This is a genomic window from Nostoc sp. (assembly GCF_036919495.1).
In the GTDB taxonomy this organism is placed as follows: Bacteria; Cyanobacteriota; Cyanobacteriia; order Cyanobacteriales; family Nostocaceae; genus Nostoc.
The window spans coordinates 1-22,956 of sequence record NZ_JBALBZ010000192.1 but is presented as its reverse complement, the minus strand read 5'-3'; the positions used below and the strand labels follow the sequence as shown (position 1 = coordinate 22,956).

Genomic DNA, 22,956 nt, shown 5'->3' with positions numbered 1-22,956 from the left:
ATAAAAAATTTTATTCAGCATACCTCTAACGATAGATAGATTTTATTAAATAAATAGTTTAGATTTGTAACAGATTACACAGAACTAGGTAAAGCACATGGCCAATATTGTTGACACCGCCGCTAATAATGGTTCTTTCAACACACTAGTTGCAGCAATTCAAGCAGCTGGTTTAGTAGATACACTGAAAGGCCCTGGGCCATTTACCGTCTTCGCACCTACTGATGAAGCGTTTAATAAGCTTCCAGCAGGTACAGTAGACGCATTACTGAAAGATATTCCTAAGCTCAAGAAAATCTTGACCTATCATGTAGTATCAGGCAAGGTACTGGCTGCTGATGTAGTCAAGCTGAAGACAGCTAAAACAGTTGAAGGTTCAGATGTAAAAATTGACGCTTCTAACGGCGTTAAAATCAATGATGCAACTGTTGCAGCAGCAGATGTTGCTGCTGATAACGGTGTCATCCACGTAATTGACACAGTTTTGATTCCTGCATAAATAAACGCAGAATAGCTAATGCTATTTCTGGCGGAGCGACTACCTATAGTCGTTTCTCTATGAGAGTCTGGTTGAATGTTTTTTTGTAAACACCAACTATCAACAAATCCATCTAGATACTGTCTAGATGGATTTGTTGTTTCATGCGTTTAGATTTAATTAGGTGTAATCAAATTCTTAGTTTCGCCAAACCTAAATAACGAATACCTTCGGGAGAAATATCAAAACGGCAAGGTAAGACTTCTAAACCGTGAGCGATCGCATCCCGTAATAATTTACCATATATAGGATCTGTGCGATCGCCAGGGGAGAACTCTGTACAATCACCGCGATTGATAAAGTAAAGCATCACCCCACGAGTTAGAGGTAGCAGTGCCATTAGTTCTCGCAAATGCTTTTGTCCTCTTGTAGTCTCGGTGTCAGGGAATAAAGCTAGTCTCCCCTCAGACAAAGTTGTATTTTTCACTTCTAAATAAATCGGGCGTTCCTCATCACTCCCCGTTAAGAAAAAATCCACTCGACTTTTTTTATCTAGCCCATAAACCACCTCACCCTTGATTTGGCTATAGTCGCCCAATTCTGGGAAAAGATATTTAGCCAAAGCTAGCTTTACTACCCGATTGGGTAAAAAAGTATTTATGCCTACCCAAGTCGGCTCGTTATCATGTACCTGAATTAGTTCTAAAGTGTAAGCCAATTTGCGGTTAAGATTATCACTTTTGGAAAGCTGTACAGCACTTTGGGGAGTTGATACTCCAGTCATTGGCCCTGTATTGGGACAATGTGCTGTCACTATTTCGCCAGAAGTAAGTTGAACGTCAGCAAAAAACCGCTTGTAGCGTTTTAGTAGAATACCTGGATACAAAGGTGGGTAACGGTAAAGCCAATCTGTCATTATAAAACCTTATTGCTGCTAGTAAATATACGTCGATTCCTTACCCACCTACCTGTCAACAGTAAATCTTTTCAGCAGCTACTCTGCACCATAACAGAAATTGAGTAACTGCCTATATCATAAAATGCGAATTTTTGTAGTCAAATTAACAACATGTTAACATAAAGTAGCATATACTAAGTGTTATAAGCCTCCCGTAAAGAAAAATCCGGGAGAATTCCAACGTGCAAGGAGGTAAATCCTATGCAACAAGTGCGAGCATCAACGGAATTAGAATATGCTTTTCTCTTTACTCTAAGAAAAGTAAATTCGATAAATCTAGAAGGTTTCAAGCCATTTTTTAGAAATATGCCTGTTGACCCTTATATCAAAGGCAACTTTCGTTCGAGGAGATTATCTCGGTTCACAGTTTCTGGAAATGAGTTAATCAAATTACCTCATGGCTACTTCTTTCAAAGTAAAGAGTACAATCCATTATTGGGCGACTTAAAAAGAGAGTTTGCAGAATTAGATGATGCACTCATAGAACTCGATATTTTTAGAAATCTTGTCTTAGCATTTAGTGATTCTTGTAAACTTCATCCGGAAGCTGAAATCGGAGTTCATCAAATTAGAATTATTTGCTCGCCAGATAATTCGGGTAGTCCAGCGCCTGAAGGTATCCATCAAGATGGTACTGATTTTATTGGTATCTTTTCAGTAGATAGAGATAATATTCAAGGTGGAGAAACACATCTATATACTGCCAAAAAAGAAAAACCTGTGTTTAGTAAAGTTCTAAATCCGGGGGAACTATTATTGGTCAATGACCATGAATTTTTCCATTTTGCGAATCCTATAAAACCACAAACTGACGCTCAAGGAAGCTTTGATGTTTTTGTACTGACTTCTCCTAGCTTGCTTTCAGAATAATTCTAGTTAACCGTAAATATTTCATAATCTGCGAGATATGGGGAATTGAATGTAGTCATTTCCCCAGCTTTTTTATTTGTAATTGAAAATAATCGTCCTGATAGTGGTTTATCTAACTTGATTGCTAAAGTTGCCATATCAGTTGATAAAGCCACAATTTTCTCTATCGTTGAAATCTTATTAGCCCTGTTAGTTAGGAATGAGAATTAAATAACATACAATTTATATCCCTGGTTTACCTCACCCTCAATCCCTCTCCGATATATTGGAGAGGGAAGCTAGAGACAGGATAAAATTTTGCATCTTATTTAATCCATGTTCCTTAGCCCGGAAGCATAAGTCTAGAATAACCATAGATTTTTATCGATACATTTTTAAATACACGAAAATGAAGCAAAGGCACGCTGAATACTTAAAATATGAAGGGTGAGTGTATAGGTTAGCCTACGAAACAAGCGTGCTGGAATTCAACTAACTGAATCAACCAAACAAATGCCATGAATGACGAATTCTACAATAGAGGATTAGAAAAGGCTAGGCGAAAAGACTACGCTGGAGCAATTGAGGAATTTAACCATTCTTTACAACTAACACCTTACTTTACCGAAGCTTATTTGCAACGGGGTTTGGCACATTATGATTCAGGAGCAATCCTTAAGGCTGTTTCAGATTATACCGAAGCCCTAAAGTTGAATCCTGAAAGTGGAGAGGCATATTATTGTCGTGGATTGGCAAGAGTGGCGCTGAAAAATTTACCGGGGGCGCTAGACGATGTTGAACGCGCTATTCGTTTCAATCTCAATTATGCTCCTGCTTATAATCTGCGGGGGATAGTACGGCGCAAACAGGGTTATATTCAAGACGCGATCGCTAGCTTTAAAAAAGCTGCTGGGTTATATTTAGAACAACAGGATAAAGACAATTGTCGTCTGTGTCTGGAACAAATTAAACAGCTACAACCCCAAGAATTACCTGTTGTACAGCAATCACGTTCTCCAAATGCGCCCATTTTATCCACCAATGAATATTTTACACAATTATTAGAAAAGGCTGAAAAGGGAGATACCCAAGAGGCACTTGCCGATTTAAACTGGGTATTAAAAGCTGATCCGCAAGATGCCCAAGCTTACTGCTGTCGTGGGGTTGTGCGTTGCAAAATGGGGAATTATCGAGAAGCGATCGCAGATTTTAATCAAGCATTGCGATTAGATTTTCAAGATGCCATTGTCTATCGCAACCGAGGTAAAGCGCGTTCTATATTGGGCGATCATCAAGGAGCGATCGCAGACCTAAATCAAGCACTTCAGATGCAACCCGAAGATCCCTTAGCATATATTGCCAGAGGTAATGCTTATCGGACAATGGGTAATTATCTCGGCGCAATTCAAGATTACACCCAAGCGCTACAATTCAATCCTAATGATGCTCAAGCTTACTACAATCGCGGCATTGCCTATACTTGCACAGAAGAAATGCAAAATGCCCTGGATGATTATCAACGGGCGGCGAGTATTTTTTGTGAACAAGAAGACTGGGGAAATTATCAACAAGTCTTAAGTAGCTTAGAAAAAATTCAAAAATTTAGTCCAGAGTCAAAAAAGCAAAAATATAACCTACTACGTCAGCGACTTTTGCGAATGGTTGGCGGATATTGGGAAATTGCCGAACGATTAATTCAGCAGGAGGAATATTACCATCCTGGGATGTCAGACGATTGGTATTTGCAAAAAGTGATTGATGACTTAGAACGCGATCGCGGTAAATAATATCATGTCCGCTAAATTACCCATAATAAAAGAACCCCACCCCGCCAAAGCTGCGCTTTGTCTCCCCTCCCCTTGGTAAGGCTACGGTGTACACACAAGTCGAATTACCCCCCTTAATCCCCCCGATATATTGGGGGGAAACCGGAAATCTAGTTCAATCCCCTTTATAAGGGGAGGGAAACCGAAAATCTAGTTCCCTCCCCTTGTAAAGGGGAGGGTTAGGGTGGGGTAAAACCTTGGGTTTTTCAGCTATTTCAGACTTGTGTGTATACCGTAGCCTTGGTAAGGGGAGGGGTTAGGGGTGGAGTTCTTAAGGTTTAATAAGTAATCGAGCCGACATGAGATCACTTGTTATTTTCCAATGAAACTAACTGACTACCGCTTCAGCTTTTTCTTCTGCTTTTTCCTTCACTAGCACATAAGGCGTTTCTGCACCTTGTGCCAAATATTCAGCTAACTGACTTTCAATTTGATCGCGCACAATTTGGCGATACTCTAGAAAATGCTCATTGTGGGCGCAAGCGGCGATGTAATGCTCAATAACTCCAGGGTTACGCTTGAGAATACTAAACAAATGATGCCAGAACTTCCAGCGAGTTTCCCGTTTGATTCCTTGCCGCCAAATTACAATTAGTAGCGCTTTAATAACTACCCACTCTGGCATTTTCGCTGGCGCTTTCCAACTTGGCAAACCCATCATCAAGAAACAGCGATAGGTACGATCTAAGTACTGTACTGGGTCGTATAAAGTACAAAATGCTTCAATATATTCTCGTGCAAGTTCTTCTAGAGGACGGGTGGGCAGGAAGTTCATCAATGTTGTTTGGTTGATGTTGCCATCCTGGTTTTCCCGTAGTCGTCCTTCTTTTTTCAGGCGATGCCAAAGCGCGGTGTTAGGTAACGCTTGTAACATGGCAAAGGTAGTAGAGGGAATAGCTGCTTGTTCTGCAAAGCGGACAATGCGATCGCCTGCACCTGCTTTTTCGCCATCAAACCCGATAATAAACCCAGCCATTGGGCGTAATCCGGCTTTGATAATGGTTTCCACTGCCTCAGTTAGAGAACTGCGAGTATTTTGAAACTTCTTGGTCATTTGCAAACTATCCTCATCCGGCGTTTCGATTCCCAAAAACACCGCCGAGAAACCGCACTCAACCATTAACTCCAACATTTCTGCGTCTTGGGCTAAGTCAATTGAAGCTTCAGTGTCAAATCGGAAGGGATACTTGTGTTCTGCCATCCAGACTTTCAACTCTTTGAGCAACAATTTCACATTTCGTTTGTTACCAATAAAGTTGTCATCCACCATGAATACACCCCGCCGCCAACCCAATTCATAGAGGTAATCTAACTCTGCTAAAAGTTGGGCTGGGGCTTTGGTGCGCGGTTTGCGTCCGTAGAGAACAATAATGTCGCAAAATTCGCACTGGAAGGGACACCCGCGCGAAAACTGCACCGACATCATGTCATAGGCATCCAATTCTAATAAATCAAAGCGGGGTATTGGTGTGCTTGTGACATCAGGTTTTTCTGTGGCGCGGAAAGTGCCAGATGTGTCTCCCCTTTTGATTGCCTCAATAAACATGGGTAGCGTGATTTCCCCTTCATCCAGAATTAGAAAATCTGCGCCAACATTTTCAACTTCATGAGGTACAGAGGTTGGGTAGGGGCCGCCAACTGCCACTAGCTTGCCACGTTTTTTTGCTTCCTGGATTTGGTCAAGTAAATCTTGTTTCTGGACAATCATCGCAGAGAGAATTACCACATCTGCCCATGCCCATTCTTCTTCTGTTGCTTTGCGGATGTTGCGATCGACCAGCTTGAATTCCCATTCTTGTGGTAGAATAGCCGCCACTGTTACTAAACCTAGAGGTGGTAATAAAACCTTGCGATCGACTAACTCCAAGATTTTTTCATAAGACCAAAAGGTTTTGGGAAATATTGGATACACTAACAAGATTCGCATGTAGTATCAATCCTCACACTTTGATTGTTATCCCACTCTAACGAAAATAAAGAGCTATTGACTTTTTATTAAAGTTGTTCTATCTTAACATTCAGGTTAATTTATACATACTCATAGAAATATTGCCTGATTTTTTTACTGACAGGCTATAGTTACGTAAGATTTTGCCAATTTATTAAATATTATTGATTTGGTGTGAGATGTTTTTAACTCAATGTTAAGAGTGTCAAATACTCTACTTGACACCTTTAACGCCACTAATTTTTAAAATATCACTCATGGTTGCACAATAATTTGGCAAACCGAAACTACCGGGATTGATGAATTTTTCGTATGTAAAATGCCGATAGTTCATACAAAACCGATCCCAAGCAGCCATCTGAATGCGGAACAGAACAATAATTAAATTAGCCAATGGTATAGATATGGGAATGCGAAAGTAAATCTTTTTGCCCAAATAAGCACAAACTTCTTTCACTGCTTGATTAGCAGTTAATGGTGCTTGACCTAAAACAAGCCGACGTGGTTGATCGTTTTTGGCAGGATGATCGATCAAATATCGCACGACAGTGGCAATATCTCGTCCGTGGATAAAGTGAAAACTGCCATCTGCTTCTAGAAAGCGAATCACATTAATATATTTTGTAACTTCTGGAATGCCAGATGTGAGATGAGAATAAGGCTTATTGGCATCACCACCCAAAACTAAAGTCGGAAATACTGTGGTAATTTTGGGTGCGATCGCTAATTTTTCTTTTTTCTGTAAGCAGTCATATTTGGAACGGATGTAATCTGTCCCAATTTCACCGGCTTCTTTTAATGGTTGATTATATCGATCTAATACGCTAGCTGTCGAAAAATAAATTACCTGCTGGCAACGTTCTGGATCTAGCAATTCTAGCAACTCTATAGTCTTGACCACATTAATATCAAATGTCTCATCACCACCCCAAGCTGTGGCTGTGAGTACCGCCGTATCAATTGTGGATAGCAAATCGGCAAACTGGCGAATATTTTGCATATCACCTTGCAAAACGTTGATGCCTGAACGTGCCTTGGTATCAACTTGCAGTTTATTTGGGTTCCTGACTAGTAGATACAGTTCGTAATCTGTTTCCTTAATTAAGGCTTCTGTTAAATAATGACCTACACAACCACTTGCACCAGTCACTAAAATCCGTTTCTGGCTCATAGAAAATTTACCAAAATTTAGGAGTTAAAACTAAAGAGTTAAAAATGAAGTTAAAAGTTCCGAATCGCAACTGATAACTTATCACTCTGAAAATTTTAGATTTTGAATTTTGGATTTTGGATTGCAGGAAAAATCTAAAATCTAAAATCTAAAATCTAAAATTGAATGACTCCTAACCCTTAACTCCTGCAAGATTCAATTCCTTTGCTGTTTCAAAGAAGAAAGCAACATTTTCTTCGGGAGTTTCCGGTAAGACACCATGACCGAGATTGAGAATGTGACCCCAATTACCAGCTTTGCGAACGGTATCGAGAATGCGATCGCGGATAAACTCTTTAGAGCCGAATAACACGCCTGGGTCAAGATTTCCTTGAACTTTGACATGCTTACCCAATCTGGCTCGTGCGTCTGCCATATCTACTGCCCAGTCTACACTGACAATATCAGCGCCAGATTGTGCCATTCTTTCCAATACACCTGCACTACCGCTAACTAGTAAAATCAAAGGTGTATCGGGGTGGGTTTGCTTAACTTGCTGGAAAACTCGCTTCTGATAGGGGAGAGCAAAGGTGTCATAATCTTGAGGACTCAATTGACCCGCCCAAGAATCGAACATTTGCACAACTTGAGCGCCAGAGTCAATTTGGTAACGGGCATAGATAGCGATCGCATCTGCTAATTTAGCTAATAATTGATGCAATATCGTCGGATCTGAGAATGCCATGTTTTTGATGATGGAGTAGGTTTTAGAACCTTTTCCCTCAACTGCATAAGCTGCTAATGTCCACGGCGCACCCACAAAGCCCAACACCGTTGATTTATCGCCTACTTCAGAACGTAAAGCCTGCAAAATTGTCTTGATAAATGGTAGAGCTGCTTCTGGTTCTAAAGGATGCAGACGTTCAATTTGTTCTTGAGTGCGGAGGGGCGAGTGAATAATTGGCCCTTTACCTTCGGCAATATCCATGTCAATGCCCAAACCAGGTAATGGGGTGACAATATCAGAAAATAAAATTACTCCGTCTGGTTGGAAAGCTCTCCACGGTTGCAAGGAAACTTCAATTGCTACTTCTGGAATTTCCGAGCGATCGCGAAAGGAAGGATACTTATCTCTTAAGTCTCGATATGCTTTCATATATCGTCCCGCTTGTCGCATCATCCAGACAGGGGGACGATCTACTACTTCACCACGAGCAGCCCGTAAGAGATGAGGAGTCGTTGAATAAACACCCATTTATTACTTCATCCTATTTATGCCACTGTTTAGCTTATCATTCTGGGATTACGCTTTTCCAGCAGGTTTTCAGGAAAAAGTGAATAGCAGCGCATAATAGTAATATTTTATTATATTTTGATTATTGGATATGAGCGAGCGGTTGGCTTGACTACAGTATTAATGTCGGCAAGTGCGACAAGTTATTGTTTTTTTGGCTTATCCCATGAAATCATCGCTTTGAGTCCTACGTAGAAATGCACTTTTCACTTCTGCATCAAGGGAACGCATAAGGAAAACTCCATGACAAATAATAAATGTGCCTCTACGTATGGTGTAGAGGCACATCTTTAAAGGTTTTCAACAGGTATCCTGATAAATTTATCCTTTCACTGTCGCTTTATCTTCTGAGCGTTTGAAAAGTGACATCATACCACAAGCACCTATTGCTAACACACCTAACATGGCATTAGGTTCAGGAACGCTGGCTAGTCTATAGGCGTGGTTATCTGTTTCAAAGGCAACACCATTTGAGCGCATCACAACTCGGTCAAATGTTTCTCCTGTATCAGCTACAAGATTGATAAACATATTAGCTTCAGTGCTAGTCCAACTACCATTAGCTATAGCAGTTGGCACATCTTCACCACTAAAAGTTTTTAACAACTGATTACCTTTGTAAATGTCAACAAAGTTGTAACTATCTAATGAACCTGCATAAAAACCGAAGTAATTAACAGCTTGTTTGAAGTTAATATTGACAAAACCACTGTCGCCTGCAACATTACTACCTACTGGAGCAATTGTTAGAAATTTGGTGTTATCCCCATAAGGTGCGGCGTATTGACTAGATAAGCTACCTTGAACAATATTACTAGTAATATTAGAGTAAGTAACAAATCCATTAGGATCTTTTGCTGTGCCATCGTCAAAGGTGACAGTTTTGGCATCAGCGTAACTAGAAAACGGGCCAGTGTTGACTTGCAGAGTTACGGCACTAGCTGGATTTGCACTCACGATCGCAGCAGTTATTCCGAATAAAGCCAAGGAGAATTTTTGCAGCATTCTAGTAATAAAAATTGAAGAAAATAAAGAGAATTAAGACTGAATTTTCCGAAAAAACTAGTTATAAAGTCCTAGCTTCATTACTCCAATAAACTAGAAAAACCACAAATATTATTAGGTATTTCTAGATTAGTTTTGTTGGGTATAACAAGCTCAAAGATTGCAAGTTTTTCTTGAGGCTTTATAATCCTATTGTTATTTTTATCACTCGCAAAAGATACGGTGTATATACTAAAATATCTTTAAAGATTATGTGAAGGTTGTTGTGTAATTGTAGTGGGCAGGGCAAAGGTATCTAAATTACTTTTGATCGCAACCAAGGTTAAGAACCAATAAAAGAATCAGCATTTCTCGTTTAGTTTAGTTTCTGAGACTCAAAGCGATGTCTACGATGGGATAAGCTAATCGGCATTTAAATTGCAACATAGCCACTATTGCCCTTGTTTTTTATCTTTCGATGCCACTTAATGACTAACTCACCCTGATTTAATAGTTTATCTAATAAAGACTTCAACTCGTCTAGTGACTTAAATAGACGATGAGCAATGTATTCCTTACATGAATACCAAACTAATTCGATAATATTGTAGTCAGGACTATATGGAGGTAAAAATTCTAGTATGAAGTTAGGGAGTTATTCGGCAATTTGAGCGAGAATATCTTTCCGTTTGTGAAAACTAGCATTATCTAAAATTAAAATAATCTTAGGGCCATGCTCCTGAAAATCTTCGAGGCAGTTCCCCTGACTTATCCACTCTTCTTTAATTAATTTATTTAGTTGCTGTAATTGTTCATAGAAAATATCCCCCTCACCTTTTTTAATAAAAAAGCATACCCGTTTTCGATCTCCTTCTCTAATTCCTCCCATGACATTGACCCGACCACGCCGACGTTGCCCTGTAAGATTTTTGCGTTTTCCTCGCTTACCCCAATTCTTACGGCGAATTACACGTAAACTAAAGCCGCTCTCATCCCAAAACCATACCTTTACTCGCTCTGGCTGCTCTCTTGCTATTGTTAAATATTGGGCAAGCTTCTCTTTAAACTTTGCTCTAACTAGAGGATTTTGTTTGTCTTCAAGGTCATACTTAGCCCAGATATAACTATACTTTTTTCGCTTTAATATCCTCCTCACTTGAGAACTACTTAAATCAATTCCTGTTTTTTCTGTTAAATATGTAGCTAATCTTTCTGCCGTCCATCGACCAAATTCATAACCTAAATCTGATGGTTCTTCATCAACTGTTTTTAATAACAGTTTAATATACTCAGGAGTGGCTTTTCGGTTATGTTCGTACTCTCGTTTATTATGTAAAGTTTGTAGGTTATCTGGATCTCCATGCATACACCAATATGCTACTGTCCTTGGGGAACACCCCAAAAATCTAGAAATTTCTTGTTGTGTCCTGCCATCATTTTGGAGCAAAATAATTAAAATTCTTTCCCTGACGTGCGGTAGTTCGCTCTCCTTAAGAGCTTGCTGCAACTGAGTAACTTGTTCCGAAGTTAAAAAGTTTTTAGCTGGTGGTGGCATAGTTATTTTCAATCGACTCTGCATTTATATTATGCAGCTTAAATGCCGATTAGCTTACCACTAAATTTTTAGCAATATAGCAGTTCTCATTCAGATGCAAAACAACATCAATACCCTTGACTTTGTGAAAAATTGTTTTGCTTAACCCAACAAAGCAATTTTTCACAAAGCCCCCAAAATGTTGGGTTTCGTTCCTCAACCCAACCTACGCAACTGCTATTATTGACATAATATCCTCGCCTTGGGGAAGTGGCGAGTGGCCAGTGGGGAATGGAAAATAGGGACTGGCGACTGAGAAATAGGGTAAAACAAGAATCAATATTTAATTGAGGATTGGGCATTGGGCATTAGTTATTCTCCCCCTGCTCCTCTATCTTCCTGATATCCATACTTCCTAGCCCCCTAACTTGATATGCAAACTGACTCTAACAGTCCCGATCCTGTTGCATCTGCTAATAATGATCCTAACCCAGGAAAATTTTTGATTCCGCGATCGCAGCGACAGAGGTTCTTTATCCAGTTTACCTTAATGACCCTGATCGGATGGGTTGTGGGTGGCGTTGCCAGTATCGCCTTAGAGAAAATTATTCTCCAAACCTCACCTAGCGCTGCAATCCAACCACAAACATGGGGTATTTTGGTCAGAAGTCTCAGCAATGTTATATTTGCTGTGATTTTTGCTGCCGATCAGAGCCTTGTCCTTTACCGATATTTATCGGGTTGGCAATGGATATTTGCTACTAGTGTAGGGTGGCTGATTGCTAACGGCGTTTCTACAGCCTGGATTAACTATCTTTCAAGTATTGCCATATCGTTAAATGAAACTTTATCTCCTGAGCAAACTTTTATTTTTGGATTTCTGTCTGCGATCGCATATATAATTTCTGGTATTTGGCTAGGGATTTGCCAATGGCTAGTATTGAGGCGATATACAGCTAGCGTTTGGTGGTGGAATTTTCTGCCTTCAATCTCTTTTTTATTAATCACTATTTTAGTTTGGTTGCTTTTTCTGGTGCAAAATTTGATTCCAGAAATTTACCGTAGTACCATACTATATTGGAGTGAACAAGGGCTTACAGCAGTTATTTTGGGAGCTATACCAGCAATTGGTTTGTGTACATTGAAAAGAAATTTACATCCCAAAACTAGAGTTTATTCCTAACTTTTATCCATAATATTCCATAACCTTAATATTTATGACTCACCCGCTCATTTTCCAACCCGGTCAAAGTTATAAATTTAGTAAGTATTTTGTATTACCATATACCCCAGTAAATATCTTGGTGGAACTGGGATGTAGTTAGGAACGTGCATCGCTACAACTACCACCATATTTAGTTAAAAACTCCTGTATCTACTCAAGCCACTACATCCCCAGAGGATACTACCAGTTAGCCAATACCCAGTCCTATTTATTTATCATCCCAAATCAGCTCTAAACGTTCTTGTGCTGTCTTGAGGGCTTTTTCAGCAGACTCTCCTAGTACTGTGGCTTCTATAGCTCGACCAAGACTGTCAGAAAGACGGCTATATCCAGCAATAATTGGTTGAGAATGTGCCACTGGTAATTGGTCAAAAAACACTTTCAACACTGGTTTTTCATTGATGAATTGCTGATAAGCTTTGCTTTGAGCTGATGTGAAGGTAACTGGCAAAAAACCCGTCCCCATACTCCATGCTGTTTGGAATTCCTCGCTCAAAACATACTCTAAAAATTTGAATGCTGCTTGCTCTCTTGCTGGTGTGGTCTTCATCACAAAAAAATTTCCAGTACCTGTGACTGTAGCAGCTTTGACACCTGCTGGTATGGGTAATACCTGATGATCGACCTCAGATTTCATAATTAACGTCCAAGGGCCTGTAATCTGCATTGCAACACGACCTGTAAGAAAAGCTTCCTCTTCATAACCTCGTTCGGGGGCAGAAAGCATTACTGAACCATCTTCGATCAGGTCTTGCCAAAATTTTAAGGCCGCGATCGCACCTACATTCGTTAAACTCGGGCGATTATTGATTACAATCTCGCCATCAGCACTATATAAAAACGGCAACCAACTAATCACAGTCCATCCACCTTTTCCTAAAGGCAGTAACATACCATACTGTTCGGGGCGGCCATCCCCATTGCGGTCTATAGTTAATTTTTTGGCAACTTGTCTTAATTCATCCCAAGTTTTGGGTATTTCTGTAATTCCCGCAGCTTCAAAGAGTTTAGGACGGTAAAAAATCCCAATATTACTGGTGTGCATTGGCACTGACCAAATATGACCATCCAACTGCATTTCTGACAATAAGTTAGGTCTAATGTCTGACTTGAAGGGCGATTTATCCAACCAATCTTCTAAAGGTCGAAGTGCCCCTAATTCCACAAATTGACCTGTATATTCAGGGTGGAATGACAGTATATCTGGGGGCACATTAGCAACAACTGATGTTAATATTTTTGGTAAATTAGGTTCTGGTTCAAAGATAGACTCAACCTGAATATCAGGATGAGTTTGATTAAATTTATCTACTAATTTTTCAAAAATCTCTCGATGTGAAGGTGGATTAATAGCTTGCCAAAGTACCAGATGAATTACCCCATCATCTTTTTCTCTAATTGGCTGACAACTAGATAAAGATATCAGAGATAAACTCAGAATAATTCCTAGAATCCAAAGCTGCAAAGTAGAATTGATAAAATAATACCAAAAGGATCTAATTTTGGAAGCTATAAAATTAATATTCATATAAAGTCTTTAAACACAAAAATAGATTATCTAGCACATTATTCTAATTATTGAGATTTATTGAGAAACAACTTGCTGTATTAAACCTTCTAATTGTTTAGCACAGCTAGCTTCACTAAAGAATTCTGCAATTTGATCAAAGCGATCAATCTTCTGTTGAGGGGTTTTTACATGGTCAATGATAGCTTCTGCTAATAAATCAATATCACTTGGTGGTACTATCGTTCCACATTTCAGGACTTCAAAAATATCACGGGGGCCAACTGGACAATCACTGGCAATAAACGTTACTCCACTGGCTACAGCTTCTACAAGAACTAGTGGTAAGCCTTCAAAATGAGAAGAAAGTATAACCGCTCTAGATTGTGAAAAGTAAGCTCTAGGATTACTTACAGAACCAGTAAAGAGGACAATATTATTAATAGCTAAAGAATTTGCCAGAGCTTGTATTTCTGTCTCTAATTCACCGTCTCCTAGCAAAATCAGCCGGATATTTAAGTTATGTTCACTAACTTTAGCAAATGCCTTGAGTAAAGTTTTATGGTCTTTTTGATGGTGAAATCTAGAAGCACATACAAAGGTAATCAACTGCGAATTGTTAAACCACGATTTGGCTGTAGGATGAAGAGGCTGGTTATTTATATCATCTATAGCTGGATTGTAGGATATCACTATTCGAGGATGCCTAAAACCAATATTTGCAAATCTTTGATAAAGAGCTTTGCAGACAAAAACTATTCCGCTAGCTTGCTGAAGCGCCTGCATATCAATCCTGCTGGTAATACTTATAGATAAGTTTTGAATTAATGCACTGATCGGGTTTGTTTTGATTTCAATCTGTGATTCAGAGATATAATCACTATGAATATAACTAATATATGGAATAGATAAACTTCCAGGGATAAGCTGAGACAAATAAAATAGTTTAGTAAGAAATGTACTATGACAAATAATAATATCTGGTTTCTGTTCAGCAATAATCCTATTTAATTGGATCGCTACCCATATTTGATGTATCGCTCCGCCAATATAAAATAAAGTGCCTGCAATTTTCATCACAATGACTGTTTGGGCTGCATTAAAAGATACCTTCCATCGTGAATCTAAATCAGTCAGGATCACAGCAGAAACTTCATAGCCAGCCTTGACCTGAGAAGATATTAGCGAATCCGCAACTTTTGGCGCTCCACCAAGGTTATTCAAAACTATATGACAAATATGCATACTTACAGTTAGATTTTACTCACTTTAGCAAAATAGACAAACTCAAACTTACTGTTGCAGAATAGCAGAAATAATTATACAGTCAGTACGGGAGAGAAGCCGCAACTCCTAACTTATCTTCTCTATTTACCTAATTTTATGAATGCTGTTCTAAAACACTTTTGGTAACACTAGTTTCCGCTCTTGTGTAAAGATATGTTTCGGGATTGGTAACTTTTTGCGTTTTAAAAATTTTTGCTGCCCGATGCCAAAAGTCTGTATCCTCTCCATAGTGGATGTTTTCAAAGCCCCCTAACTCAAAAAATACTTTTCTCTTACCGAAAATTGTCGGGCCTAAAACACATTCTCGCAAATTAATTGTTTTACCTGGCTGAAAATAATCTGCCACAAAAATCTCTTCTTCACTAGCAAATCCACCTTCAATTAAATCAATTTCTGGATGATTTTTCATATATCCCAGTCGTGATTCTAGATGATTGGGTTTGTAAGCATCATCACTATCAAGAAGTGTAATATATTTGCCAAAAGATGCCTGAATACCAGCATTTTTAGCGTAGGCTTGTTTTTTATTTTGATGTTTGAGATATCGGATATTGGAGAATTTTTGCACATAAGGATTGACAATTTCAAAAGTATTGTCTTGGCTTCCATCATCAACTATAATCAGTTCCCAATCTTGAAAGGTTTGGTTGATAACACTATTAATGCCATTATCTAAATATTTGGCGCGATCGTAAGTACAGATGACAACTGATATTTCTGGAATTGGATCAAATTTTATCGGACTCATAATGGATTACCAGTAAAATTAAGTATTAGTGCTGAAAAAATGGTTGTTAGCATAACCTTACCAAATTGCTAACCCATACTCAAATGACCACTAACGAATCAATGTACAAAATTAAGGTTCATACCTCTAGTTTACGGAACTGTACATATATACTGTGACCAGTTACAATATTTCTTAATCCAGCTTTTAATAGGTATCCATATAAAGGAATTGTATACCGATTTAAAATGATTTTTCCTAAAGGCGAAATACTGCAAATATGATTGCCGTATGAATGCAAATAACTATCTACATGATAATAATGTAAAGGCTCTTTAATTACTTTTTCGAGCTTCACAGGGAATATATTTTCTAGTGCCTTAAATGTTGAAGCTTTCCATTGCGTCATGTGGTGCGGCGGCATATCTAGTAAATCATATTGATATTGTAAAAAGCTTTCCGCATTGGGAACACAGAAAATTAATTTTCCTCCAGTTCTCAAAGTGCGAAGACAGAATTCAATGAAGTTTTTAGGTTGAGGAATATGTTCAAGTACCTGGAAACTACAAATTGCATCTTGAGACAAAGGGTAGGTTTCTGCAAATTCTTGTAAATTGATACTTTCAACAGGTAGATTATTTTTTTTAGCTACTGCAACTGCGGATGAATTAAGTTCAATTCCTTGAGCGTTAAGACCTAGTTTTAAAGCTGATTCAACAAAAGAACCAAATGCACAACCTATTTCTAAAATATCATTGCAGTTTGATAAATTCTTTAAAGCAACCTTATGTTCCCACTTGTCAGGCGTATAAAACTAATCAATTTTTTGCAATTGTTCATAAAGTTTTTCTGAACCAGCAATATCAAATGGTAAGAAAAATTGAAGTTTAGTTTTGTTACACTGGTAGAGATGAATTTCTTTATATTCACGAAGCTCTGAGGTAATATCAATCTTAAAAGTCTGATTCCAGTCGTTAATTAGTGTATCTACTTGTATGGTTTTCAGCCAAGTAATATCGGTTTTACCTGTCAAAGGGCTTTGAATATTCATACTAAAAAAAGATAAACTAAATTATTTATTTGGATGATCCGCAAGTACTAAAAGCGTTTTTCAAAACATGAGTTTTGTTGCCAATGCTAATCTTCTAGGATGCTGGTGCTACTAAAACTACCTCTGGCACAGATCATATCACGGTCATCCGGATCTTGTCATGCTGATGCTAGGTGGTATGGCGACAGTTTTTATCTGTTTGTGCTAAACCATGCGATCGCTAAATTTACAACCTGTGTGTAAATGCCTCTAATTATTGCAAGGCTCCACTAGAGGTAATTACCCTAAAAGTGGTGGTATCATCTTTCTTTGAGGATTGCATCAATTTTGACAACTATGATTTTTATGAGTATTAACTATTTAACCTTAATATGGTACTGTATTGTGTTGGTAAAGCTGACGAAATTCGTAAATAACAAATTCTTTAGATAAGAACAGATATGACTGAAACTAATGAAATTATTAAAAATGTCCCATTGTCAACTTGGGACTATATTTCACCAGGATTTGAGATAATTTATCCTGATTATTCTTTTCCCAATATGATCGTTGGAGATCCCAATAGTTCTTATTGGCCTTATTTACGTCCAGAAATTCCTCATAGCTGGTACGTGGATAAACAAGAGCCATTTATAGGGTTCCTGAATCGAGATGAAGCACACATTTTATATAATACAGGACTCAAATTTGCCGGCAAAAAAGCTTTAGAAATTGGTTGTTGGCGGGGTTGGTCTGCCTGCCATCTGGCATTAGCAGGAGTGGAATTAGATGTAATTGATCCTGTTTTAGCTAAAGAAGATGTTTATGAAAATGTAACTAGTTCCCTACGACTTGCTAATGTTCTCGACTCAGTTAATCTAGTAGACGGTTATAGCCCACAAAAGGTGGAAGAATTAGCTAAACAATTACAACGTAAGTGGTCATTGATTTTTATTGATGGCGATCATGAAGCACCAGCGCCTCTAAATGATACGATTATCTGTGAAAAATTGGCTGAGGCAGATGCTTTAATTTTATTCCATGATTTAACTTCTCCTGATGTCACGCAAGGCTTAGACTACTTAAAGCAAAAAGGGTGGAACACAATCATCTATCAAACTATGCAAATTATGGGAGCTGCTTGGCGCGGAAATGTTGAACCAGTAAAACATCAGCCAGATCCAAAAATTAATTGGAATTTACCAGAGCATTTAGCAGGTTATTCTGTGAGTGCATGATCAAATCAAGGAGCAGAATTCCTAGAAGTTCCTATTTATAGGAATGAATTAATGCGGATGCGCGATCGCTAATATTCCCGCATCCCCATCTAAAATTACCTCTATACCCACTGGTAACGCAGCATTGGGGCTATCATGACCAAAAGGTAAATCAGAAACAATCGGAATCCCTAAATCACCCAAGCGATCGCGCAATACTTCTTCTACACTAAAACTAGATATAGTTGGCGGCGCTTCACAGCGAGTAAAACCCCCCAAAGCAATACCGCAGACTTGAGACAAAGCACCGCTCAAACGCCACTGTGTCAGCATTCTATCGATACGATAAGGTGCTTCCGTAACATCCTCCAACGCCAGAATTACACCATCCAGATGTGGTAAGATTGGTGTACCCAAAAGGTGAGTAGCAACTGTGAGATTACCTGGTAATAAAGCGCCAGTAACCACACCACCACCCCAACCGCAACCCTTGAGAGGGGTGAAAGAATTACCTTCTACCCAATCAAATAATCTCTCAATTGACCAATCTGGCTCATCTGCCAAAGTCGTCAGTACGGGGCCGTGAACGCCGGAAATTCCTGCTGTATAAAGGCTCCACAATAAAGCTGTAATATCAGAAAAGCCTATGAGCCACTTGGGAAGTCCTGAGTTTGGCCAATTCCAATCTTCTAAGATACGGGTGCTGCCAAAACCGCCTCTGGCACTGAGGATACCACGACAATCAGGATCTTGCCATGCTGCTGCTAGTTGTTGACGGCGGGTTTCGTCTGTACCAGCGAGATAACCCCATTTGTCATCTATCTGAGGACTTATTTCTACTCGATAACCACGCGATCGCCAAATTTCTACACTCCGTTCAAATGCCTCAAATTCTCGCAAAGCACCACTAGGGGCTATTACTCGCAGTAAGTCTCCAGGTTTGAGGGGCGGTGGTAAGATTTTGGATGGCATGAAAAAAGTTAGGGGTGAGGAGAGACGCGATGAATAGCGTCTGTACAAGGGGTTAAGAATAAAGACTATACCTCAGAACTCCAATAAAATTTTATTGAATCATTTTTGAAAGCGATCGCCACAGTGGTTTTATTTTAGGTTCGCTTTGTATCTAACTGTGGATTTTCTTTAGTTGGATTTTGCGGTACAAGATAAATACCCCCAGATATTAAAGTTAGGGCGACAGAAATCCAAAAAGCAATCACAGAGGGAGTTTGCCACACTTCACCCAGAGGCGCAATCAAAAGTGCGATCGCAACTATTTGACTAACAGTTTTGAGTTTACCCCAAATATTCGCTCCTATAATCGTCGTTTGATTCACCCGCCAACCAGCGATCGCTAATTCTCGCGCTAAAATCAAAAACACTCCCCAAGCTGGCACTTTTCCTAATTCAATAAAAACTAGCAACGGCGCAAGTACCAGAAGTTTATCCACTAAGGGATCAAGAAACTTACCTAACTCACTAATTTGGTTGAGTTTTCGCGCCAAATAGCCGTCTAGCCAATCAGTCAACGCCGCAATAAGAAAAATCGCCAAACATATCCACTGAGCTTGAGGTGTGGGATTATATAAACCGTAAAGCAGAAATGGTATCCCCAATAGGCGAGAGAAAGTAATCCAGTTGGGTATGGTCATAGGGAATTCAAAAATCAAACTTCAAAATTAACAAGTGTAAAGCAACAAGCAGCCAAGCAAATATGCAAAATCTATGCAGATTAGTGTATCTGTGTGTGGCTGCGTGGGAAAATCTGTTTTCTGTAGCTCTCCTAAAACAATACTATGACTGAACACACAGACTCTCAATTCCGCATCGAACGCGATTCGATGGGCGATCGCCAAATTACTAGTAGCCTTTATTACGGCATTCAAACGCTGCGGGCTATCGAAAACTTTCCCATTAGCGGCATAAAGCCTTTACCTACTTACGTAGATGCTGGATTAATCATTAAAAAAGCTACGGCAATTGTAAATGGAGAACTAAATTGCATTCCCCAAGATATTAGTCAGGCGATTGTCCAAGCAACTGATGAAATCCTGGCTGGGAAGTTTCGGGATCAATTTGTCGTAGATGTTTATCAGGCGGGTGCTGGAACATCCCACCACATGAATGTCAACGAAGTTTTGGCAAATCGCGCCTTAGAAATTCTTGGTGAAGAAAAGGGTAATTACAAACGTGTTAGTCCCAATGACCACGTTAACTATGGGCAGTCTACCAATGATGTGATTCCTACCGCAATTCGCATTGGTGGATTATTGGCATTATCTAAAACATTACACCCAGCAATAGATGGTGCGATCGCATCCTTAGAAAACAAAGCTGTAGAATTTCAAGATATCGTCAAATCTGGCAGAACCCACTTACAAGACGCAGTACCCGTGCGTTTGGGTGAGAATTTTCGGGCTTGGGCGCAAATCCTTACAGAACACCAAAACCGGATTTATACCGCCTCTGGTGATTTGATGGTGCTGGGTTTGGGAGGTAGTGCAGCCGGAACGGGTTTAAATACTCATCCTTTGTATCGCGCCCGTGTGGTAGAAGTTCTCTCAGAATTGATTGATACTCCTTTGGAACCTGCACCCCATCTTATGGCAGCCATGCAAAGTATGGCACCATTTGTAAATGTTTCCGGCGCTTTACGCAACTTAGCGCAGGATTTAGTCAAAATATCTCATGATTTACGACTGATGGATTCGGGGCCAAAAACTGGTTTGAAAGAAATTCAACTTCCCCCAGTGCAACCTGGTTCCTCGATTATGCCAGGGAAATATAACCCAGTGATGGCAGAGATGACATCAATGGTGTGCTTTCAGGTGATGGGTTACGATAGTGCGATCGCATTAGCTGCACAAGCCGGACAATTAGAATTAAATGTGATGATGCCGCTTATTGCCTATAACCTAATTCACAGTATCGAAATTCTGGGTAATACCATCGCAGCACTCACCGAACGCTGCATTCAGGGAATTACTGCCAACCAAGAACGTTGTTTAGCTTATGCCGAAGGTAGTTTAGCTTTAGTAACCGCACTAAATACCCACATCGGTTATTTAAACGCTGCTGCCGTCGCTAAAGAATCTTTAGAAACTGGTAAATCTTTACGGCAGATTGTTTTAGAACGAGGATTGATGAGTGAAGCAGACTTAGCTACAGTGTTAAATCTAGAACAAATGAGTGGTATCTTACCGCTCAGAACAGAATAATAGATTATGGGGCATGGGGAAGAGGCAGAGGGGCAGGGGGAAGGGTGCAGAGGAGAGGAATTTTCCCCCTGCTTCCCCTGCTCCCTCATCTTCCCCACTCCCCACTCCCTACTCCCCACTCCCCATTTATCCATGCAGACTCAAAAACCATCTGTTAGTCTTATTCGGGCTACATCTTACGAACGAGAGGCTTTACGAGAATCCTTAGTCATTCTCCTGGAACCTTTTGGCGGAATAGCAGCGTTTGTGAAAAAAGGCGATCGCGTTTTACTAAAACCAAATCTACTTACAGGTACGCGTCCTGGTAAAGAGTGTATCACCCGTGCCGAACTAGTTTACGAAGTTGCCCAGATGGTAATTGAAGTTGGCGGCAAGCCATTTTTGGGCGATAGTCCTGCTTTTGGCAGTGCCAGGGGCGTAGCAGTAGCAAACGGCTATCTGCCTATTTTAGAAGAACTCAATCTCCCCATCATCGATTTTCATGGTCAGCGTTACCAAACTATTAGTGACAATTTTAACCATCTGCGGCTGTCTAAAGAAGCGATGGAAGCAGACGTAGTGATTAACCTACCTAAAGTGAAATCACACATGCAGTTGACATTAACACTAGGCGTAAAAAACTTGTTTGGTTGCGTTCCCGGCAAAATGAAAGCTTGGTGGCACATGGAAGCTGGAAAAGATGCGAATAGATTTGGTGAAATGTTAGTAGAAACTGCCAGAGCAATTAACCCTAACTTAACCATATTAGATGGCATCATCGGTCATGAAGGAAATGGCCCCAGTAATGGTGAACCTCGCCAATTGGGAATTTTAGCGGCCGCATCAGATATATTTGCTTTAGATCGGGCAATGATAGAAATCCTCAATGTTTCTCCTGAGCAAGTGCCCACAGTTGCAGCTTCCCAAAGGCTAGGAGTTTGTCCAGAACTAGTTGACATAGAGTTTCCGCATTTAAATCCTGACTTATTAAAAATAGAAGATTGGCGGCTACCAGACAAGTTAATGCCCATCGATTTTGGTATGCCCCGCGTAATTAAATCTACGTTTAAGCATCTTTACACCCGATTTATCAAGGAACCAATGAGTGTTTATGGAAGGGATTAGTACCGCAGGGCGGAAGTAAAAAGTCAAAAGAATTATATTCCAAGCTTTTGCGCCATTTGAAATGGTATGTTTATTTCCGCGCCCACTGTACGAGAGAAATGAGGGAGACAAGGGGAGAATAAACCCATACCTACTCCTTACTCTCCACTCCCCACTCCCCACTCCCCAATTTAATGCAAACTTCGTTACAGCAATTTGATTTATTATCAGAGTAATCTGTAATTACCCTCCGATTGCTTAACCAGACCGCCCTATGATAGTTAGTGGCGGTTTTTTTAGCTGATTAATTTGTTATCCAAAAACTTATACGGATTTATAATCTGTAAATTGGGATTGGGTGTTTTGTTCTGAACATAAGCAAAGTTTGGCGATAACTCTCACACCTCTATGCCACCTTCTAAAATATTTTTAAATATACCTATATATAGATTGACAAAATTGCTGTGATTTTACCTATATTTGAAAATTTAAATTATAAAATATTTGTTTAGTGGTATCACTGAACCCATGCTGCACACGCAGTTGATGCAGGGAGCATCCCATTTTTGCAAAGACATTAGATAGCAAGTTGACCATTGAGGTAGGCACAGCGAAGTTGTAGTATGGACGGCACATTGGCAGGA

Annotated in this window: 19 protein-coding genes and 2 pseudogenes; 7 read left to right on the top strand and 14 right to left on the bottom strand. The window is 39.6% G+C overall.

The window, feature by feature from the left end:
• Positions 1–97 precede the first annotated feature (97 nt).
• Positions 98–499, top strand: coding sequence for a fasciclin domain-containing protein (locus V7K25_RS27210; RefSeq protein WP_335162402.1), 402 nt, complete (start codon positions 98–100; stop codon positions 497–499).
• A gap of 169 nt (positions 500–668) precedes the next feature.
• On the opposite strand, the gene sfsA is transcribed toward V7K25_RS27210, so the two are convergent.
• On the bottom strand, positions 669–1,394 hold the full coding sequence (gene sfsA / locus V7K25_RS27205) for a DNA/RNA nuclease SfsA (protein ID WP_335162400.1): 726 nt from the start codon (positions 1,392–1,394) through the stop codon (positions 669–671).
• 243 nt (positions 1,395–1,637) lie between these two features.
• On the opposite strand from sfsA, the gene V7K25_RS27200 reads away from it, so the two are divergent.
• Positions 1,638–2,306 (top strand): 2OG-Fe dioxygenase family protein, encoded by a 669-nt coding sequence (locus V7K25_RS27200; protein ID WP_335162398.1) that lies wholly within the window; start codon positions 1,638–1,640, stop codon positions 2,304–2,306.
• Between the two features lie 2 nt (positions 2,307–2,308).
• On the opposite strand, the pseudogene V7K25_RS27195 reads toward V7K25_RS27200, so the two are convergent.
• Positions 2,309–2,476, bottom strand: a pseudogene (locus V7K25_RS27195) (DUF711 family protein); the annotation flags it as partial.
• A 327-nt stretch (positions 2,477–2,803) separates the two neighbouring features.
• On the opposite strand from V7K25_RS27195, the gene V7K25_RS27190 reads away from it, so the two are divergent.
• A complete protein-coding gene (locus tag V7K25_RS27190; protein ID WP_335162396.1) occupies positions 2,804–4,072 on the top strand; it encodes a tetratricopeptide repeat protein in 1,269 nt (422 codons plus the stop codon).
• A 367-nt stretch (positions 4,073–4,439) separates the two neighbouring features.
• Here V7K25_RS27190 and V7K25_RS27185 read toward each other — a convergent pair whose 3' ends face one another.
• The 5 genes and pseudogenes from V7K25_RS27185 to V7K25_RS27165 form a co-directional block, all read right to left on the bottom strand.
• Complete coding sequence (locus tag V7K25_RS27185) at positions 4,440–6,038, bottom strand: B12-binding domain-containing radical SAM protein (protein WP_335162394.1); 1,599 nt, start codon at positions 6,036–6,038, stop codon at positions 4,440–4,442.
• 235 nt (positions 6,039–6,273) lie between these two features.
• Complete coding sequence (locus tag V7K25_RS27180) at positions 6,274–7,230, bottom strand: NAD-dependent epimerase/dehydratase family protein (RefSeq protein WP_335162392.1); 957 nt, start codon at positions 7,228–7,230, stop codon at positions 6,274–6,276.
• 172 nt (positions 7,231–7,402) lie between these two features.
• Complete coding sequence (hemE, locus tag V7K25_RS27175) at positions 7,403–8,464, bottom strand: uroporphyrinogen decarboxylase (RefSeq protein WP_335162390.1); 1,062 nt, start codon at positions 8,462–8,464, stop codon at positions 7,403–7,405.
• A 360-nt stretch (positions 8,465–8,824) separates the two neighbouring features.
• Entirely contained in the window at positions 8,825–9,508 is a 684-nt protein-coding gene (locus V7K25_RS27170) for an Npun_F0296 family exosortase-dependent surface protein (RefSeq protein ID WP_335162388.1), read from the bottom strand.
• Positions 9,509–9,920: 412 nt separating this feature from the next.
• Positions 9,921–11,042 (bottom strand): annotated as a pseudogene (locus V7K25_RS27165) (IS630 family transposase).
• A gap of 412 nt (positions 11,043–11,454) precedes the next feature.
• Here V7K25_RS27165 and V7K25_RS27160 point away from each other — a divergent pair.
• Positions 11,455–12,204, top strand: coding sequence for a hypothetical protein (locus tag V7K25_RS27160; protein ID WP_335162386.1), 750 nt, complete (start codon positions 11,455–11,457; stop codon positions 12,202–12,204).
• A 250-nt stretch (positions 12,205–12,454) separates the two neighbouring features.
• On the opposite strand, the gene V7K25_RS27155 is transcribed toward V7K25_RS27160, so the two are convergent.
• From V7K25_RS27155 to V7K25_RS27135, 5 genes are all read right to left on the bottom strand, one after another.
• Positions 12,455–13,774 (bottom strand): ABC transporter substrate-binding protein, encoded by a 1,320-nt coding sequence (locus V7K25_RS27155; protein ID WP_335162384.1) that lies wholly within the window; start codon positions 13,772–13,774, stop codon positions 12,455–12,457.
• Positions 13,775–13,831: 57 nt separating this feature from the next.
• Positions 13,832–14,998 (bottom strand): glycosyltransferase, encoded by a 1,167-nt coding sequence (locus tag V7K25_RS27150; RefSeq protein WP_335162382.1) that lies wholly within the window; start codon positions 14,996–14,998, stop codon positions 13,832–13,834.
• A 136-nt stretch (positions 14,999–15,134) separates the two neighbouring features.
• Positions 15,135–15,788, bottom strand: a complete 654-nt coding sequence (locus tag V7K25_RS27145) for a glycosyltransferase family 2 protein (RefSeq protein WP_335162380.1) — start codon at positions 15,786–15,788, stop codon at positions 15,135–15,137.
• Positions 15,789–15,906: 118 nt separating this feature from the next.
• On the bottom strand, positions 15,907–16,518 hold the full coding sequence (locus V7K25_RS27140) for a class I SAM-dependent methyltransferase (RefSeq protein WP_442948119.1): 612 nt from the start codon (positions 16,516–16,518) through the stop codon (positions 15,907–15,909).
• 63 nt (positions 16,519–16,581) lie between these two features.
• Positions 16,582–16,818, bottom strand: a complete 237-nt coding sequence (locus tag V7K25_RS27135) for a hypothetical protein (protein WP_335162378.1) — start codon at positions 16,816–16,818, stop codon at positions 16,582–16,584.
• Between the two features lie 440 nt (positions 16,819–17,258).
• On the opposite strand from V7K25_RS27135, the gene V7K25_RS27130 reads away from it, so the two are divergent.
• The gene (locus V7K25_RS27130) at positions 17,259–18,035 is read left to right on the top strand and encodes a class I SAM-dependent methyltransferase (protein ID WP_335162376.1); all 777 of its coding nucleotides are present in this window, start codon (positions 17,259–17,261) and stop codon (positions 18,033–18,035) included.
• 48 nt (positions 18,036–18,083) lie between these two features.
• On the opposite strand, the gene V7K25_RS27125 is transcribed toward V7K25_RS27130, so the two are convergent.
• Both V7K25_RS27125 and pgsA read right to left on the bottom strand, forming a co-directional pair.
• Complete coding sequence (locus tag V7K25_RS27125; RefSeq protein ID WP_335162373.1) at positions 18,084–18,986, bottom strand: S66 peptidase family protein; 903 nt, start codon at positions 18,984–18,986, stop codon at positions 18,084–18,086.
• 134 nt (positions 18,987–19,120) lie between these two features.
• Positions 19,121–19,663 carry a CDP-diacylglycerol--glycerol-3-phosphate 3-phosphatidyltransferase gene (gene pgsA / locus V7K25_RS27120; RefSeq protein WP_335162371.1) on the bottom strand — a complete coding sequence of 181 codons (543 nt, stop codon included), beginning with the start codon at positions 19,661–19,663 and terminating at the stop codon, positions 19,121–19,123.
• Positions 19,664–19,807: 144 nt separating this feature from the next.
• On the opposite strand from pgsA, the gene V7K25_RS27115 reads away from it, so the two are divergent.
• Positions 19,808–21,229: an aspartate ammonia-lyase gene (locus V7K25_RS27115; protein ID WP_335162369.1), complete on the top strand. Its 1,422-nt coding sequence runs from the start codon at positions 19,808–19,810 to the stop codon at positions 21,227–21,229.
• A 132-nt stretch (positions 21,230–21,361) separates the two neighbouring features.
• A complete protein-coding gene (locus V7K25_RS27110; RefSeq protein ID WP_335162367.1) occupies positions 21,362–22,333 on the top strand; it encodes a DUF362 domain-containing protein in 972 nt (323 codons plus the stop codon).
• The last annotated feature ends 623 nt before the right edge of the window (positions 22,334–22,956 follow it).

Coding starts and splice junctions, on each gene's coding strand:
- V7K25_RS27190 (WP_335162396.1), top strand. CDS start 2,804: ATGAATGACGAATTCTACAATAGAGGATTAGAAAAGGCTAGGCGAAAA.
- V7K25_RS27150 (WP_335162382.1), bottom strand. CDS start 14,998: ATGCATATTTGTCATATAGTTTTGAATAACCTTGGTGGAGCGCCAAAA.
- V7K25_RS27200 (WP_335162398.1), top strand. CDS start 1,638: ATGCAACAAGTGCGAGCATCAACGGAATTAGAATATGCTTTTCTCTTT.
- V7K25_RS27115 (WP_335162369.1), top strand. CDS start 19,808: ATGACTGAACACACAGACTCTCAATTCCGCATCGAACGCGATTCGATG.
- V7K25_RS27145 (WP_335162380.1), bottom strand. CDS start 15,788: ATGAGTCCGATAAAATTTGATCCAATTCCAGAAATATCAGTTGTCATC.
- V7K25_RS27135 (WP_335162378.1), bottom strand. CDS start 16,818: ATGAATATTCAAAGCCCTTTGACAGGTAAAACCGATATTACTTGGCTG.
- V7K25_RS27210 (WP_335162402.1), top strand. CDS start 98: ATGGCCAATATTGTTGACACCGCCGCTAATAATGGTTCTTTCAACACA.
- pgsA (WP_335162371.1), bottom strand. CDS start 19,663: ATGACCATACCCAACTGGATTACTTTCTCTCGCCTATTGGGGATACCA.
- V7K25_RS27170 (WP_335162388.1), bottom strand. CDS start 9,508: ATGCTGCAAAAATTCTCCTTGGCTTTATTCGGAATAACTGCTGCGATC.
- V7K25_RS27125 (WP_335162373.1), bottom strand. CDS start 18,986: ATGCCATCCAAAATCTTACCACCGCCCCTCAAACCTGGAGACTTACTG.
- hemE (WP_335162390.1), bottom strand. CDS start 8,464: ATGGGTGTTTATTCAACGACTCCTCATCTCTTACGGGCTGCTCGTGGT.
- V7K25_RS27155 (WP_335162384.1), bottom strand. CDS start 13,774: ATGAATATTAATTTTATAGCTTCCAAAATTAGATCCTTTTGGTATTAT.
- V7K25_RS27130 (WP_335162376.1), top strand. CDS start 17,259: ATGACTGAAACTAATGAAATTATTAAAAATGTCCCATTGTCAACTTGG.
- V7K25_RS27110 (WP_335162367.1), top strand. CDS start 21,362: ATGCAGACTCAAAAACCATCTGTTAGTCTTATTCGGGCTACATCTTAC.
- V7K25_RS27185 (WP_335162394.1), bottom strand. CDS start 6,038: ATGCGAATCTTGTTAGTGTATCCAATATTTCCCAAAACCTTTTGGTCT.
- sfsA (WP_335162400.1), bottom strand. CDS start 1,394: ATGACAGATTGGCTTTACCGTTACCCACCTTTGTATCCAGGTATTCTA.
- V7K25_RS27180 (WP_335162392.1), bottom strand. CDS start 7,230: ATGAGCCAGAAACGGATTTTAGTGACTGGTGCAAGTGGTTGTGTAGGT.
- V7K25_RS27160 (WP_335162386.1), top strand. CDS start 11,455: ATGCAAACTGACTCTAACAGTCCCGATCCTGTTGCATCTGCTAATAAT.